18 protein-coding genes are annotated in these 13,895 nt (G+C 66.5%); 15 read left to right on the forward strand and 3 right to left on the reverse strand.

From position 1 onward, the window contains the following. Positions 1–104 precede the first annotated feature (104 nt). The 5 genes from EKM57_RS16275 (at position 105) to EKM57_RS16295 (ending at position 3,624) form a co-directional block, all read left to right on the forward strand. Complete coding sequence (locus tag EKM57_RS16275) at positions 105–470, forward strand: iron-sulfur cluster assembly accessory protein (protein WP_129793572.1); 366 nt, start codon at positions 105–107, stop codon at positions 468–470. Continuing rightward, positions 427–924, forward strand: coding sequence for a GNAT family N-acetyltransferase (locus EKM57_RS16280; RefSeq protein ID WP_129793573.1), 498 nt, complete (start codon positions 427–429; stop codon positions 922–924). Before EKM57_RS16275 ends, EKM57_RS16280 begins: the two co-directional genes overlap by 44 nt. A 131-nt stretch (positions 925–1,055) precedes the next feature. Next, on the forward strand, positions 1,056–1,745 hold the full coding sequence (locus EKM57_RS16285; RefSeq protein ID WP_129793574.1) for a pyrimidine 5'-nucleotidase: 690 nt from the start codon (positions 1,056–1,058) through the stop codon (positions 1,743–1,745). Further along, on the forward strand, positions 1,742–2,584 hold the full coding sequence (gene dapD, locus EKM57_RS16290; RefSeq protein WP_129793575.1) for a 2,3,4,5-tetrahydropyridine-2,6-dicarboxylate N-succinyltransferase: 843 nt from the start codon (positions 1,742–1,744) through the stop codon (positions 2,582–2,584). Before EKM57_RS16285 ends, dapD begins: the two co-directional genes overlap by 4 nt. Before the next feature lie 107 nt (positions 2,585–2,691). After that, on the forward strand, positions 2,692–3,624 hold the full coding sequence (locus EKM57_RS16295; RefSeq protein WP_206185471.1) for a DMT family transporter: 933 nt from the start codon (positions 2,692–2,694) through the stop codon (positions 3,622–3,624). Positions 3,625–3,627: 3 nt separating this feature from the next. Here the strand turns inward: EKM57_RS16295 and EKM57_RS16300 are convergent, their stop codons facing one another. After that, the gene (locus EKM57_RS16300; RefSeq protein WP_243451092.1) at positions 3,628–4,119 is read right to left on the reverse strand and encodes a TlpA disulfide reductase family protein; all 492 of its coding nucleotides are present in this window, start codon (positions 4,117–4,119) and stop codon (positions 3,628–3,630) included. 148 nt (positions 4,120–4,267) lie between these two features. Between EKM57_RS16300 and argH the strand changes: the two genes are divergently transcribed. Genes argH through EKM57_RS16325 form a run of 5 tightly spaced genes read left to right on the forward strand, consistent with a single transcriptional unit; the run spans position 4,268 to position 8,027 of the window. After that, a complete protein-coding gene (gene argH, locus EKM57_RS16305; protein ID WP_129793577.1) occupies positions 4,268–5,644 on the forward strand; it encodes an argininosuccinate lyase in 1,377 nt (458 codons plus the stop codon). Further along, on the forward strand, positions 5,641–5,931 hold the full coding sequence (locus tag EKM57_RS16310; RefSeq protein ID WP_129793578.1) for a hypothetical protein: 291 nt from the start codon (positions 5,641–5,643) through the stop codon (positions 5,929–5,931). Before argH ends, EKM57_RS16310 begins: the two co-directional genes overlap by 4 nt. Then, positions 5,928–6,791 carry a UTP--glucose-1-phosphate uridylyltransferase GalU gene (galU, locus tag EKM57_RS16315; RefSeq protein WP_129793579.1) on the forward strand — a complete coding sequence of 288 codons (864 nt, stop codon included), beginning with the start codon at positions 5,928–5,930 and terminating at the stop codon, positions 6,789–6,791. The genes EKM57_RS16310 and galU overlap by 4 nt, the downstream gene beginning before the upstream one ends. A gap of 7 nt (positions 6,792–6,798) precedes the next feature. Beyond that, positions 6,799–7,752: a CorA family divalent cation transporter gene (locus EKM57_RS16320; RefSeq protein WP_129793580.1), complete on the forward strand. Its 954-nt coding sequence runs from the start codon at positions 6,799–6,801 to the stop codon at positions 7,750–7,752. Beyond that, positions 7,737–8,027, forward strand: a complete 291-nt coding sequence (locus tag EKM57_RS16325; RefSeq protein ID WP_129793581.1) for an HNH endonuclease — start codon at positions 7,737–7,739, stop codon at positions 8,025–8,027. The genes EKM57_RS16320 and EKM57_RS16325 overlap by 16 nt, the downstream gene beginning before the upstream one ends. A 58-nt stretch (positions 8,028–8,085) precedes the next feature. On the opposite strand, the gene EKM57_RS16330 is transcribed toward EKM57_RS16325, so the two are convergent. Next, complete coding sequence (locus tag EKM57_RS16330; RefSeq protein WP_129793582.1) at positions 8,086–8,652, reverse strand: HNH endonuclease; 567 nt, start codon at positions 8,650–8,652, stop codon at positions 8,086–8,088. 197 nt (positions 8,653–8,849) lie between these two features. On the opposite strand from EKM57_RS16330, the gene gluQRS reads away from it, so the two are divergent. From gluQRS to egtD, 5 genes are all read left to right on the forward strand, one after another. Further along, complete coding sequence (gene gluQRS / locus EKM57_RS16335) at positions 8,850–9,722, forward strand: tRNA glutamyl-Q(34) synthetase GluQRS (RefSeq protein WP_129793583.1); 873 nt, start codon at positions 8,850–8,852, stop codon at positions 9,720–9,722. Between the two features lie 9 nt (positions 9,723–9,731). Continuing rightward, positions 9,732–9,929 (forward strand): HIG1 domain-containing protein, encoded by a 198-nt coding sequence (locus tag EKM57_RS16340; RefSeq protein ID WP_129793584.1) that lies wholly within the window; start codon positions 9,732–9,734, stop codon positions 9,927–9,929. A 13-nt stretch (positions 9,930–9,942) separates the two neighbouring features. Then, positions 9,943–10,515, forward strand: a complete 573-nt coding sequence (locus tag EKM57_RS16345; RefSeq protein ID WP_129793585.1) for a cob(I)yrinic acid a,c-diamide adenosyltransferase — start codon at positions 9,943–9,945, stop codon at positions 10,513–10,515. Positions 10,516–10,609: 94 nt separating this feature from the next. Next, a complete protein-coding gene (gene egtB / locus EKM57_RS16350; protein WP_129793586.1) occupies positions 10,610–11,866 on the forward strand; it encodes an ergothioneine biosynthesis protein EgtB in 1,257 nt (418 codons plus the stop codon). After that, the gene (egtD, locus tag EKM57_RS16355) at positions 11,866–12,831 is read left to right on the forward strand and encodes an L-histidine N(alpha)-methyltransferase (RefSeq protein WP_129793587.1); all 966 of its coding nucleotides are present in this window, start codon (positions 11,866–11,868) and stop codon (positions 12,829–12,831) included. The genes egtB and egtD overlap by 1 nt, the downstream gene beginning before the upstream one ends. A 14-nt stretch (positions 12,832–12,845) precedes the next feature. Here the strand turns inward: egtD and EKM57_RS16360 are convergent, their stop codons facing one another. Then, positions 12,846–13,868, reverse strand: a complete 1,023-nt coding sequence (locus EKM57_RS16360) for a DUF1176 domain-containing protein (RefSeq protein ID WP_129793588.1) — start codon at positions 13,866–13,868, stop codon at positions 12,846–12,848. Between the last annotated feature and the right edge of the window lie 27 nt (positions 13,869–13,895).

Here is a 13,895-nt window from a genome sequence, read left to right on the forward strand (position 1 = left end):
TTCCCTCCCCTTCAGGGGGAGGGGATCGAAAGGCGGGAAGGTGCGCGAGCCAGGCACGGCCCCGCCCCGACCCCTCCTCCGAAGGGAGGGGCGAAGGAGCGAAGATGAACGCAACGACCACCACCATCCGACGCCCCCGCCCGGCCGCGGTGCAGCTCACGCCGGCCGCCGAGACACGCATTGCGGACCTGATGGCCCGCGCGCCTGAGGGCGCGGTCGGCGTGCGGCTCTCGACACCCCGCCGGGGCTGCTCGGGTCTCGCTTATTCGGTCGATTACGTTTCGGCGGAAGACCCGCTCGACGAGAAGATCGAGACGTCCGGCGGCATCTTCTATATCGACGGCGCTTCGGTCCTATATCTGATCGGTTCGACCATGGACTGGCGCGAGGACGATTTCGCCGCCGGCTTCGTCTTCGAAAATCCCAATGCCAAGGGCGCCTGCGGCTGCGGCGAGAGCTTCACCGTCTGAAGGTCCTTTCGACGCGCTGATCGTCCGGCCCGCCACATCCGCCGATCGCCCGGCCTGGGCGAAGATGCGCCATCTCCTCTGGCCTGACGAAGAGCCGGAAGAACTCGAATCAGATCTCGACGCCTATGATTCGTCGGACGAGCTCGCGGGCTTCGTCGCGGAGGCGGAAGACGGACGTCTGATCGGTTTCGCGGAGGTGGCGATGCGAAGCTATGTCGAGGGCCCCTGCGCGCCGGGCCCTTATCTGGAAGGCATATGGGTCGACACCAAATATCGCCGCCGCGGGATCGGCCGCGCATTGCTCGGCGCGGCGGAACAATGGGGTCGAGAACGAGGATTCGATCATCTCGGGTCCGACGCGCTCATCGACAATGAAGTCAGCCACGCCTGGCACCGCGCCGCCGGCTTCGCCGAGATCGAGCGCGTCGTGATTTTCGGCAAGAGCATGAAGTAGCGTTCGCTGCCACCGGAACATGTCCGCGACCAGTCCGGGTCGGGCGCCTATCCACAGGATCACGAGCGCGAGGTCAGAGGCCTCGCCGTCTTTCGATTTGCCCGAAGGATCATGTCCGCTAGAGGCGAGCGATGCACCCCGCCCTGGCCCATATCGAAAGCTGGATCTTCGATCTCGACAACAGCCTATACCCGGCGTCGACCAACCTGTTCGAGCTCATCGACATTCGCATGGGCCAGTATATCCAGCGGCTTCTCGGATGCGAAGCCGCGGAGTCCCGTTGCGTGCAGAAGCGCCATTTTCTCGAGCACGGGACGACGCTTGCCGGGCTGATGCGCGACCATGGCGTCGACCCGCACGAATTTCTCGCCTTCGTGCACGACATCGACCTCGCCCGCATCGCCGCGGACCCCGCCTTGGTGGCCGCGCTCGATCGCCTGCCCGGACGCAAGTTCGTCTTCACCAATGGCGACGAGGCCTATGCACGGCGCGTGCTGGACCGGCTGGGATTGGCGAACGCCTTCGACGGCCTGCACGACATCCACGCCATGGCCTATCTGCCCAAGCCGCATCCCGACGCTTATGCTGCATTGTGCGGGCGGCATCGGATCGATCCCGGACGCGCCTTGTTCGCCGACGATATGGCCCGCAACCTCGTCCCGGCCAAGGCGCTCGGCATGACGACCATATGGGTGAACAACGGCTCGGAAGCGGGAAGTCACGGCGCCGACCCGGCCATGATCGACTTCGTCGTGCCGGACATTGCCGGCTGGCTCGCCGAGATCCAAGGGACCTGGACCGACAAGGAAGCCATTGCATGACCGACTCGTTGCAGCAGAGGATCGACGAAGCCTGGGAGAAACGTGACGGGGTCGGCGCGGCGACGACCGGCGCGATCCGGGAGGCGGTCGAGGAGGCGATCCGCCGGCTCGATTCGGGGCAGGCGAGGGTTGCCGAGTCGGGGCCTGACGGCTGGCGCGTGAACCAGTGGCTCAAAAAGGCGGTCCTGCTTTCCTTCCGCCTGAATCCGATGGAGGCGATTAAGGGCGGACCCGGGGGGTCGATGTGGTGGGACAAGATCCCCTCCAAGTTCGCCGGCTGGGATCCGGATCGCTTTGCCGAGGCGGAGTTTCGCGCCGTTCCGGGCGCGATCGTCCGCCGCGGCGCCTTCATCGCCAGGGGCGCCGTGCTGATGCCGAGCTTCGTCAACATCGGCGCCTATGTCGGCGAAGGAACGATGGTCGACACCTGGGCGACGGTCGGGAGCTGTGCCCAGATCGGCCGCAATGTCCACATCTCCGGCGGTGCCGGAATCGGGGGGGTGCTCGAGCCGCTTCAGGCCGGGCCGGTTATCATCGAGGACAATTGCTTCATCGGCGCCCGCTCCGAAGTCGCGGAGGGGGTAGTGGTCGAGGAAGGGGCGGTTCTGTCGATGGGGGTGTTCATCGGCGCCTCGACCAAGATCGTCGACCGGACGACGGGCGAGATCTTCATGGGCCGCGTCCCGAGCTTCTCGGTGGTGGTTCCGGGATCGTTGCCGGGAAGGCCGCTTCCCGGCCGTGACGAGCCGGGCCCGAGCCTCGCCTGCGCCGTCATCGTCAAGCGCGTCGATGCCCAGACCCGGTCCAAGACCGCGATCAACGAGCTGCTGCGCGATTGACGAAGGCATCGCGCCGCGGGTCGGGAATGGGCGGCATAAGCGTTCCTTATGGCCCTGACCGCAACTTTCGTGACGGAAGGGCTCGCTCGATCGGCTAAGATCAAGGCATGAGTCCCACTATCGCCTTGCGCATGGGTGCCCGCGACTGGGCGATCCTGCTCTTCCTGTCGGTGCTGTGGGGTGGCTCTTTCTTCTTCATCGACGTCGCCGTCGATAGCGTGAATCCGCTGACGCTCGTGCTGGTGCGAGTGACCATCGCGGCGGCGATCCTTCTCGCCGTGCTCAAGGCGACGGGGCGGCCGCTCCCCTTCGCTCGCGCCACTTCCATCCCCTTCTTGGTCCTTGCACTGCTGAACAATGCGATCCCCTTCACGCTCTTTGCCTGGGGGCAGCAGCATATCGCCAGCGGCCTCGCCTCCATCCTCAACGCGACGACGCCGCTCTGGGCGGTTCTGGTCACGCACTTTCTCACCGCCGACGAAAAGGCGACTCCGCTCAAGGTGGCGGGGGTTGCGGTCGGCTTCGCCGGCGTCGCGGTGATGATCGGCGGCGACCTCCTGCTCGACATCAGCGGCGAGAACCTCCTCGCCCAGCTCGCCTGCCTTGGCGCAACCCTCTGCTACGCGCTAGCGGGGGTCCACGCGCGTCGCTTCCGCGCGATGGGCGTTCCGCCGATGACGGTCTCGGCTGGCCAGCTTCTCGCCTGCGCGCTGGTGATGCTGCCAATGGTTCTGCTCTTTGAACCCCCGTGGCGCGCCACCGCGCCGGAGCCGGGGGCGATGCTGGCGATTTTGGGACTCGCCGTCTTCTCCACGGCGCTCGCCTACATTCTCTACTTTCGGCTGATCGAAACGGCCGGTGCGACCAATGCCATACTGGTCACCTTCCTCATCCCTGCCACGGCCATTCTGCTCGGCGCCACCTTGCTCGGCGAATCGCTCGCGCCGCGCCATTTCGGCGGCCTCGCGCTGATCGTCTTCGGCCTCGCCGCGATCGACGGTCGGGTGTTCGCGAGATCACGGCCGCCGACGCCGGCTTGACTCCTAGCCCCCAGCCTCGGTCAGCAGCCTCGCTGCGCGCTCGCTTTCCCAATCGGCCATGCCGGTCATTCGCCAGACCTCGACGCCCTGCGCGTCGTAGAGGATGGTGGTCGGCAGCGTGTCGATGCGCAGTGACGTCATGAAGTCGAGGTCGGCATCGAGATAGGGCTCGAGCCGGCCGAAGTCGCGCTCGGCGAAGAAGTCGGTGACCTTCTGGCGGCCGGCCATGTCCTGGCTGAGCGCAAGCACCGTGAGTCGATCGTCTTCGCGCTTCGCCAGCGCATCCAGTGACGGCATCTCTACCACGCACGGCCCGCACCAGGTCGCCCACAGGTTGACCAGCACCGGCCGCCCTCGAAAATCGGCGAGCCGCGCCGGCCGGCCGTGCGGGTCCTCGAAGGTGACGTCGGGCGCCGGGGTGCCGCGATGGGAGCGGTCGAGACGCCCGGTCGGATAGGCCGCCGCGGCCGCGGCACCGTTCGCCGCAGTCGGCATCGCTTGTCGCGGATCCGACGCGGAGGCCTGCTCGGGCTCGCCTTGCGGCGCCCCGGCCTTTTGCCTATCGCATCCGGCCAGCGCGGGAGCCAGAGCCAGGCCGAGGAGAAGGGCGATAACGAGCCGCACGGATCAGGACTCCAACGCGATGTGGGGTGGGCGCTTCGCCGAGGGCCCCTCGGCACTGATGCGCGAGATAAATGCCTCCATCTCCTTCGACAAGCGCTTGTGGCGCCAGGACATCGCCGCCTCGCGCGCCCATGTCGCCATGCTCGCCGCCCGGGGAATCGTCGGCCAGGCCGATACGGACGCGATCGAGGAGGGCCTCGACCGGGTCGCCGACGAATATGAATCGGGAGGCGTGCCGGAGGATCCGGCGCTCGAGGACATCCACATGCATGTCGAGCACCGCCTCGCCGAACTGATCGGCCCCGCGGCGGGGCGACTGCATACCGCCAGATCGCGCAATGACCAGGTCGCCACGGACTTCAGGCTCTGGGTCCGCGACGCGATCGACGAGATCGATCTTCGTCTCGAGGCGCTGCAGCGTACGCTCGTCGCAACCGCCGAAGACCATGTCGACGCGGTGATGCCCGGCTTCACCCACCTCCAGGTCGCCCAGCCGGTGACGCTCGGCCACCACCTGATGGCCTATTACGAGATGCTGAAGCGGGACCGCTCGCGCTTCGCCGATGCGCGCACGCGGATGAACGAATGCCCGCTGGGCTCGGCTGCGCTCGCCGGTACCTCCTTCCCGCTCGACAGGGAGGCAGTGGCGCTCGCGCTCGGCTTCGACCGGCCTACCGCCAATTCACTGGACTCGGTGTCCGATCGCGACTTCGCACTCGATTATCTGATGGCGGCGACCCAATGCGCCCTGCATCTGTCGAGGCTGGCCGAGGAGTTCATCCTGTGGGCGAGCCAGCCGTTCGGCTTCGTCGCCTTGTCGGACGCTTTCTCGACCGGCTCGTCGATCATGCCGCAGAAGCGCAATCCCGACGCCGCCGAGTTGGTTCGCGGCCATTCGGGCCGAATCCTCGGCGCGATGACCGCGCTGCTGGTCGTGATGAAGGGGCTTCCGCTCGCTTATTCGAAGGACATGCAGGACGACAAGGAGCCGGTGTTCGAGGCCCACGACCTGTTGAACGTCTCGCTCGCAGCCATGGCCGGAATGGTCGAGACCAGCACGTTCAACATCGACCGAATGCGGGCCGCCGCCGCGGCGGGGCATTCCACGGCGACCGACCTGGCCGACTGGCTGGTGCGCGAGGCCGGCCTGCCGTTTCGGGAGGCGCACCATGTCACAGGGCGGGTCGTGCGGCTCGCCGACGAGCGCGGCGTCGGTCTGTGGGACCTGCCGCTGGACTCGCTTCGCGAGATTGACGGACGAATCGGCGCCGGCGTTTTCGATGTGCTTTCGCTCGATGCCTCGGTTAAGAGCCGGACCAGCTTCGGCGGCACCGCTCCGGCGGCCGTCAGGAAGCGGATCGAAGCGGCGCGGAAGGCATTGGGGATGAAGGCATGACGCGTTTTGCCTTTCTCCTTCCGGCGGCGTTGCTGGGCGCCTGTGGTTTGCGCGAGCCGCTCGAGCCCCCTCCGGGGGCAGCCATGCCGCCCGCCCCCGCCGCGGCGCGGCGTGCCCCGACCACCGAGGAATTGCTGACGCCGCCGCCCATCGCGCGGCCGGAACGCGTCGACGAGTTGCTGCGCCGCTCGGAGGAGCGCGAGGAGGATCGTTTCGACCTGCCGCCGCCAGACGTCCCGCCCGGCGCGGACCCGGTAGACCCCAAAGGAGATGATGAGCCCGAATGAAACCTGTCCGCAAGGCCGTCTTTCCCGTCGCGGGCCTCGGCACCCGCTTCCTGCCCGCCACCAAAGCGATCCCCAAGGAGATGCTGACGGTCGTCGACCGGCCGCTGATCCAATATGCGGTCGAGGAGGCGCGCGAGGCGGGAATCGAGCAGATGATCTTCGTCACGGGTCGCGGCAAGGACGCGCTCGAGGATCATTTCGACATCGCCTATGAGCTCGAGGCGGTAATGAAGGGACGCGGCAAGCCGCTCGACGCGCTCGTCGGCACCCGCTTCCCGCCCGGTGCGATCGTGTCGGTCCGCCAGCAGGAACCGCTGGGGCTTGGCCACGCCGTCTGGTGCGCGCGAGAGATTGTCGGCGACGAGCCGTTCGCGGTCCTGCTGCCGGACGACCTGATGGTCGGGCGGCCCGGCTGCCTCGCCCAAATGGTTTCGGCCTATGACAAGGTGGGCGGGAATATCGTCTGTGCCCAGGAAGTCGCGCCCGAGCGCACCGCAAGCTACGGGATCATCACGCCCGGAAGCCGCGACGGCCGTCTCACCGAGGTGAAAGGGCTGGTCGAGAAGCCGAAGCCCGAGGAGGCGCCCTCTAATCTGGGCGTGGTGGGGCGCTACATTCTCCAGCCGGAGATCATGGAGGTCCTCGCCAACATTGGAAAGGGCGCAGGCGGAGAGATCCAGCTTACGGACGGAATGGCGGCCCTGATCGGGCGACAGCCCTTCCACGGAGTGACGTTCGACGGCGACCGCCACGACTGCGGCGACAAGACCGGCTTCGTCATCGCCAACCTCGCTCTGGCGTTGCGCCGCGACGACGTGGCACCGGCGGTGCGCGCCTTCCTAGCGGAGATAGAGGGTTGAAACACTGATGGAGGGCGGCTTTCTCGCCGAAGGCGGCCGCGTCCGCCGACTCGGCGTGGAGGAGGCCGCCGCCTATCGCGGTCCCGGATTCCTCTGGCTCCACCTCGAAGCTCGCGGCGAGAGCGATCTCGCCTTGCTCAGGACGCATACCGAGATGCCGCCCGTGGCGGCCAGCGCACTCGCGGCGACCGAGACTCGTCCGCGTTGCGACAGGCTGGGCCAGGGCGCGATCCTCAACCTTCGCGGTCCGGGCGAGCTGGTGCCGGGCGATTCCGACCGGCTGGTTTCGATCCGCTTCTGGGTGGCCGACCACAAGGTGACGTCGTTGAGCCGCCGCCGCCTTGGCGCGACCGCCCGCGTGGTCGACAAGATGGAGTCGGGCCGCATCCACGATGCCGGCGACCTGGTTGCGGCTTTCTCCCATGCGATCAGCACCGAGCTCGACCCTCAGGTCGCGGCGCTCGGTGACACGCTCGACGACGTGGAGACCGAACTCGAGCCCAGGAACCTGTATCGCCTGCGCCGGACGATTACGTCGGTTCGTTCGGAGGCGATCGGCTTCCGGCGCTTCGTCGCGCCCGACCGGGATGCGCTTCGAACGTTGGTAGACCTCAATTTCAGCTGGCTCGCCGACGACGATCGCGTGCACATCGTGGAGGCGGCGGACCGCTTCGCCCGAATGGCGGAGGAACTGGAGGCGGTACGCGAGCGCGCGGCCCTGCTTCACGAGCAGATCACCGATCTGCGCGCCGAGCAGGTCGACCAGCGCGCCCTCTACATTGCCGTCGTCGCTTTCATCTTCCTGCCGTTGACCTTCATCACCGGCCTGCTCGGCATGAATGTCGAAGGCATACCCTATAAGGATGAGCCTTGGGCCTTCTGGGGTGTCGTCGCTTTCTGCGTGCTGATCGGCCTCTTCGTGCTCGGATGGTTCGTCAGGAGGCAATGGCTGAGGCGCTGAACGGTCGGCTCGATTGCTTCCTGTGCGGCCGTCCACTGGGCCGCCGCATCGAGTGGCATCATCCGGTGCCCAAGAGCCGCGGTGGACGCGAGACGCAGCCGGTTCACCCCATCTGCCATCGGACCATTCATGCGGTTCTGACCAATAGAGAGCTGGCGGCCCTTTATTCCCATCCGGCAGCGCTCCGGGGTCATCCAAAGATTGCCCGGTTCATCGACTGGGTGAGCGACAAGCCGCCCGACTTCCACGCCCCGACGCGCCGGCGCCGGCCCTGACCGCCAATGGCGGGTCCTCAAGTTCTTAGCGGCTCGGCGAGATGCCGCCTCCTTGGCCTCAGGCGTCCAGCTCGATGTCCCAGTAAAGATAATCGCGCCAGCTGTCGTGGAGGTAGTTGGGCGGAAAGCTCCGTCCATGCTCCTGAAGGTGCCAGCTGGTCGGCCGGAACGGGCGCCGGCGCAGCGTCATGTGCGCCTCTTTCGGCGTACGCCCGCCTTTGCGCAGATTGCAGGGCGCGCAGGCGGTGGCGACATTCTCCCAGGTCGTCCGCCCGCCTTGGGCGCGGGGAGTGACATGGTCGAAGGTGAGCTCGCGCGGATCGCCGCAATATTGGCAAGCGAAGCGGTCACGCAGGAACAGGTTGAACCGGGTGAAGGCGGGATATTCGGACGGCCGCACATATTGCCGGAGCGCGATCACCGACGGCAGGCTCATCTCGAAGCTCGGGCTGTGCACCTTGCGCTCATATTGCGCGACGATGTCGACGCGCTCGAGGAATACCGCCTTGACCGCGGTCTGCCACGGCCACAGGCTGAGCGGATAGTAGCTGAGCGGCGTATAGTCGGCGTTCAGCACCAGAGCGGGGCAGCTCTCGGGATGCCGGAGAAGATCGGGATGGTACAAGGCTCAACCAGCTCCGTCTTATGGAGTAGACTCCACAAAACGCCGCCCTCGAAGCCTGTCGCACTCAGAACGAGGGAGAAATCGGGCGTCTCGCCGTCTTCTCCTGTGTTCCGCCACGCCATGGCCGCTTCGCGTGACGCCGTCATGACACCATAGGTGTCGACTCGCGGTCAACAGAAAAGGTCCTTGGGCCTGCGATGATACCCGTAACCCGTTTCGCGCCGAGCCCGACCGGCCGGCTGCATCTCGGCCACGCCTGGTCGGCCTTGCTCGCCCATGACTTCGCTCGGCGACATGGCGGATCGTTCCTCCTGCGGATCGAGGACATCGACCCCGGCCGCGCCCGTGCCAGCCACGTCGATTCGATCCTCGAGGATCTGATCTGGCTCGGCCTCGAATGGGATGGGGAGATCGTCTATCAGTCGGAGCGGCTCGATCTCTATGCCGAGGCGCTGGAGCGGTTGAAGGGCGGCGGTCTCGTTTACCCCTGTTTCTGCACCCGTGCAGAGATCGCTGCCGAGGTCGCGGCCAGCGCAGCCGCACCGCATGGGGACGGGCCCCTCTATCCCGGGACCTGTCGGACCTTGGGCCCGGCGGATCGGGAACATATGGCGGCCGAACGCCCACATGCCTGGCGCCTCGACGTCGGGGCGGCGCTCGCCTCCCTCGGCGGCTCGCCATTGACCTGGATCGATGCGGCGGCAGGCGAGTTGCCCGCGCGGCCGGAGGCATTCGGCGACGTCGTTCTGGCGCGCAAGGATGCGCCCGCCAGCTATCACCTCGCGGTCACCCTCGACGATGCCGCACAGGGAATAAGCCACGTCGTCCGCGGAGTGGACCTGTTCGCCTGCACCCATGTCCACCGGCTGCTCCAGGCCTTGCTCGAACTGCCGACGCCGCATTATCACCATCATCCGCTGATCGTGGATGCCGAGGGACGACGGCTGGCCAAGCGCCACGGCGCTCCCACGCTCGCCGACCTGCGCAACGCTGGGGCCGACCCGGCCGAACTGGCCGCCCGGCTTCGTTCGGGGCGGATGCCGGCTGGATATTCCCTGGCCGATAACTAGATAGGGCCGATGGAAGTCTTGCTCATCATCCTGCTCGTCCTGGCTGCGGGCGCCACTCTCTTCGTCCTGGTCAAGGGCGTCATCGGCATGGCCCAGCAGAAGGACATATCCGGCCGCCGCTCCCAGGATCTGATGCGCAAGCGCGTCTTGTTCCAGGCGCTCGCCGTCCTGATCGCCGTCGTCCTGCTCCTGATGGCGAGCCAGTAAGGTCGAGGCCAAATTGGTCAGGCTGAACAAGATCTACACGCGCACCGGCGATGCCGGCGAGACCGGCCTTGTCGACGGCTCGCGGGTGTCCAAGGCTGATGCCCGGATGGCCGTGATCGGCGACGTCGACGAGGCCAACAGCGCGATCGGCGTGGCGCTGCTTCATGTAGAGGATGCCGGCGCGCGCTCCATGCTCGAGCGGATCCAGAACGAGCTGTTCGATCTCGGCGCAGACCTGGCTAATCCGGGCGACGATTTCACCCCTTCGGAAATGGTACTGCGAATCGTGTCGCCTCAGATTGCCCGGCTGGAGGCGGAGATAGATGCGATGAACGAAGGGCTGGAGCCACTTCGCAGCTTCATCCTGCCGGCCGGCCCGGGCGGTGCCGCTTCTCTCCACCTTGCTCGAGCCATCGTCCGCCGCGCCGAGCGCGCAGCCGTCGCCGCCGCTGGCACCGTTCCGCTCAACCCCCTCGCATTGACTTATCTCAACCGTCTTTCGGACCATTTGTTCGTACTCGCCCGCAAGCTCGCGGCGGCCGCGGGTGGCGAGCATTTGTGGCGCCCGGGGGCGACCCGCAGCTGAGGCGAATTACGCTTCGGCGTCGATTGGGCGATGAAGGCAGGCACCCCGGCGATCTCTGTTTGTTCCGGTGCCCTGACCTGTGTTAGGAGCGGCTATGGCGACCCACGCAACGAGCGGCATCCGAGGGATAGCCGATGCTTATGCCGCGGCAAGGCGGTTGAGCGTCGACTTGGCATCCCCTTTGTCGGACGCCGATGCAACCATCCAGCCGATGCCCGATGCCTCGCCGGCCAAATGGCACCTCGCCCATACGACCTGGTTTTTCGAAACGTTCCTGCTTCGCGACCATGTGCCGTGCTACCGGCCGTTCGACGAGCGCTGGGCCTATCTGTTCAACTCCTATTATGAGGGGGAGGGCGAGCGCCAGCCCAGGCCTCGGCGAGGCATGCTGAGCCGGCCGTCGCTCGACGAAATCCGCGCCTATCGCGAGCATGTCGATGCGGCCCTGCTGGATGCGGTCGACGACCTGCCGGAGGGTCTGATCTCGCTCGGACTGCATCACGAGCAGCAGCATCAGGAATTGATGCTGATGGACATGCTGGCCGCGTTCGCCGAAAATCCGCTGCGGCCCGCTGTTTGGCCTCCGGCCTCGGCAACGTCCGCATCGGATACGCCCGAAGGCTTCGGCTGGGTCGAATGTGCGGGCGGGATCGTCGCTGTCGGCCATGATGGCGTCGGATTCGGATTCGATTGCGAAGGCCCCCGTCACGAGGTCCTCCTTCGTCCTTACGCTTTGGCCGATCGCCCGGTGACCAATGGGGAATGGCTCGGCTTCATCGAGGCCGGTGGCTATGACGATGCGGGGCACTGGCTGTCCGACGGGTGGGCCTGGGTCCGGGAGCTGTCCATTCGCGCACCGCTCTATTGGGTCCGGGAACAGAGCGGCTGGCTGCGCTTCGGCCTCGACGGAGCAAGGCCCGTGGATCCGGCCGAACCGGTTACGCATATCTCCTATTACGAGGCGGACGCCTTTGCCCGTTGGGCGGGCGCACGGCTTCCGACGGAGCAGGAGTGGGAGAATGCGGCTGCGGCCGCCGATCCTCGGGCCGGGCACCAGCTCGACGAAGCCGGGCCCGCGCGGCCGCGTCCGACCGCAAATGGCGCAGGTCTCCGCGACCTGTTCGGCAATGTCTGGGAATGGACCGCGAGCGCCTTCCTTCCTTATCCGGGTTTCCGCCCGGCCGAAGGCACGGTCGGCGAATATAATGGAAAGTTCATGAGTTCGCAGATGGTGCTGCGCGGCGGAAGCTGTGCGACGCCGCGGGGCCATCTGCGAGCCAGCTACCGCAACTTCTTCTACCCGAATCAGCGCTGGATGTTCTCCGGCTTGAGGCTCGCAAAGGACCTGTGATGGATGCTGTCTCGACAATCACGAAGGTCGATCCCGCCTTCCGCGCCGACGTCCTCGCCGGTCTGGCCGCGCCGATCCGGGCAATTCCGGCGCGCTGGTTCTACGACCGGCGGGGCTCGGAGCTGTTCGAGGAAATCACCCGCTTGCCCGAATATTATCCAACCCGCACCGAGACGGCCCTGCTGGAGCAATATAGCGGGGATGTGGCGGCGCTTGCCGGGACCGGCGATGCTGTCGTCGAACTCGGATCGGGCTCCTCGGCCAAGACTCCGATACTTCTTCGCGCCGTGGAGCCCTGCGCCTATGTGCCGATCGACATCAGCGGCGATTTCCTTCGCGACTCCGCCGAGGCGCTTCGGACGGAATTTCCCGGCCTTCCGATCCATCCGGTCGAGGCCGATTTCATGCATTCGATCCCTATCCCCGAAGCGGTAGCGGACGCGCGCAAGCTCGGCTTCTTTCCAGGATCGACAGTCGGCAACATGGTACCCGGCACCGCCGTGGACCTGCTGCGCCGGCTCAAGCAGTCCCTGGGCTGCGGCGCTTTCCTCCTCATAGGAATGGATCGGATCAAGGATATCGAAACCCTGATCCGAGCCTATGATGATTCGGCCGGAATCACCGCACAGTTCAACCTGAACCTGCTTCATCGGATCAACGAAGAGTTGGACGGCGACATTCCCGTCCACCGCTTCCGCCACCGGGCCCGCTGGGATGAAGCCCATAGCCGGATCGAGATGCACCTGGAGGCGGTCGAGGATGTCGCCTTCACCGTTGGAGGCGAGCGTTTCTCGATGCGGGCGGGAGAGACCGTCCATACGGAGAATAGCCACAAATACGGCCCGCGCGATGCGCGGCTGCTGCTGCTTGCGTCGGGTTGGCGCGTCGTGCGGGAATGGACCGATCCGGCGGAAAGCTTCGCCATCCTCCTTGCCGAGGCCGAGCCGATCCGCTTCGCGCCCTGACGGATCCCTCTACCTCAGGGCGGCTCGACGTCCGAGCGCCAGGTCGTGATATACTGAAGCGAGCCCCGGCACTCACTCATCTCCTCCTGGCGGACGAGCTGGAAACGCTCGCCGTCCCAGCCATATTCGGCATGGACGCCGCAGTCGCCGAGCCCGCGGCCCTTCCGATATTCCTTGAGCAGCCGGGATTGCGGATCCCATTCGGCGTTGATCAAGGTCGGCCGGCGCAATTCCGCCTGCTCCCGCCCCCACTGGGACGCGAATGGAGCGATGTCGACGGCAAACGCTTCGCCTCGGCGCTTCGCGATGAAGGGGATGCTTGTCACATTATAGGCACCTGAGCCGCAGGCGAGCAGAATCAGCGTGGTCGCCGGCGCGATCGCCACCGCCTCGTGATGATCCGGTCCGCCGACTTCCTCGGTCGTGCAGCCGACCTCCCTTCGAAGAGCCTCGATCCCCGCCGCGTCCGCAGGAATCGCCGCCTCCCCTATCGGAGCGGGCGCGAGATTCAGGCGGGGCCGTGGTGGCGGATCGGGCACGCGGCTCGCGGGCATTGCGCCCGGTCGCGCCAGTGCGGTGACGGTGCCGACCCGGCCCTGCCGGTCGTCCATATAGAGCAAGGCGGCGGTCGCGCCGGCGAGGGAGATCCGGCCTATCGCTTCGCCGCCGGAGCTTCGCGCCTCGAGCGTTTCGCTCTGCCGCAAGGCCGCGAAAAAGCGGGTGGCGTCGTCGGAGACGACCGAATAGCCGTCTGCTTGCGCGGCGAAGCGCACGGCCAGCGGCCGGCCGTCAGCAAGCAGCGCTGCAGGCTCTCTGTCGAGATTCGGGAGCGTCACGATCGGAGCGTCCCCCGACGCGCCGCCGCGGCTGACGCTGAACGTCAACCATTGTTCCCACTCGGCATTTTCAGGCAGTAGAGCGATCGCTTGGCAAGCGCGGCCATTGTCGCAGCCGACGATCCAGTCGCGGAAGACCTCGAGCTCGCTCGGAACGGGCGCGGGCGCTGCGGCCGCCGCCGCGAGGAAAAGCCAGATCATCCTTCCAATCTAGGATGTTGCGGCGGC

The sequence above is a fragment of the Sphingosinicella sp. CPCC 101087 genome, assembly GCF_004151485.1.
Lineage (GTDB): Bacteria > Pseudomonadota > Alphaproteobacteria > Sphingomonadales > Sphingomonadaceae > Allosphingosinicella.

What these genes read in the sequence shown, in the direction of transcription:
- EKM57_RS16275 (WP_129793572.1), top strand. Translation starts at nt 105, where the DNA reads ATGAACGCAACGACCACCACCATCCGACGCCCCCGCCCGGCCGCGGTG.
- EKM57_RS16280 (WP_129793573.1), top strand. Translation starts at nt 427, where the DNA reads ATGCCAAGGGCGCCTGCGGCTGCGGCGAGAGCTTCACCGTCTGAAGGT.
- EKM57_RS16285 (WP_129793574.1), top strand. Translation starts at nt 1,056, where the DNA reads ATGCACCCCGCCCTGGCCCATATCGAAAGCTGGATCTTCGATCTCGAC.
- dapD (WP_129793575.1), top strand. Translation starts at nt 1,742, where the DNA reads ATGACCGACTCGTTGCAGCAGAGGATCGACGAAGCCTGGGAGAAACGT.
- EKM57_RS16295 (WP_206185471.1), top strand. Translation starts at nt 2,692, where the DNA reads ATGAGTCCCACTATCGCCTTGCGCATGGGTGCCCGCGACTGGGCGATC.
- EKM57_RS16300 (WP_243451092.1), bottom strand. Translation starts at nt 4,119, where the DNA reads ATGCCGACTGCGGCGAACGGTGCCGCGGCCGCGGCGGCCTATCCGACC.
- argH (WP_129793577.1), top strand. Translation starts at nt 4,268, where the DNA reads ATGTGGGGTGGGCGCTTCGCCGAGGGCCCCTCGGCACTGATGCGCGAG.
- EKM57_RS16310 (WP_129793578.1), top strand. Translation starts at nt 5,641, where the DNA reads ATGACGCGTTTTGCCTTTCTCCTTCCGGCGGCGTTGCTGGGCGCCTGT.
- galU (WP_129793579.1), top strand. Translation starts at nt 5,928, where the DNA reads ATGAAACCTGTCCGCAAGGCCGTCTTTCCCGTCGCGGGCCTCGGCACC.
- EKM57_RS16320 (WP_129793580.1), top strand. Translation starts at nt 6,799, where the DNA reads ATGGAGGGCGGCTTTCTCGCCGAAGGCGGCCGCGTCCGCCGACTCGGC.
- EKM57_RS16325 (WP_129793581.1), top strand. Translation starts at nt 7,737, where the DNA reads ATGGCTGAGGCGCTGAACGGTCGGCTCGATTGCTTCCTGTGCGGCCGT.
- gluQRS (WP_129793583.1), top strand. Translation starts at nt 8,850, where the DNA reads ATGATACCCGTAACCCGTTTCGCGCCGAGCCCGACCGGCCGGCTGCAT.
- EKM57_RS16340 (WP_129793584.1), top strand. Translation starts at nt 9,732, where the DNA reads ATGGAAGTCTTGCTCATCATCCTGCTCGTCCTGGCTGCGGGCGCCACT.
- egtB (WP_129793586.1), top strand. Translation starts at nt 10,610, where the DNA reads ATGGCGACCCACGCAACGAGCGGCATCCGAGGGATAGCCGATGCTTAT.
- egtD (WP_129793587.1), top strand. Translation starts at nt 11,866, where the DNA reads ATGGATGCTGTCTCGACAATCACGAAGGTCGATCCCGCCTTCCGCGCC.
- EKM57_RS16360 (WP_129793588.1), bottom strand. Translation starts at nt 13,868, where the DNA reads ATGATCTGGCTTTTCCTCGCGGCGGCGGCCGCAGCGCCCGCGCCCGTT.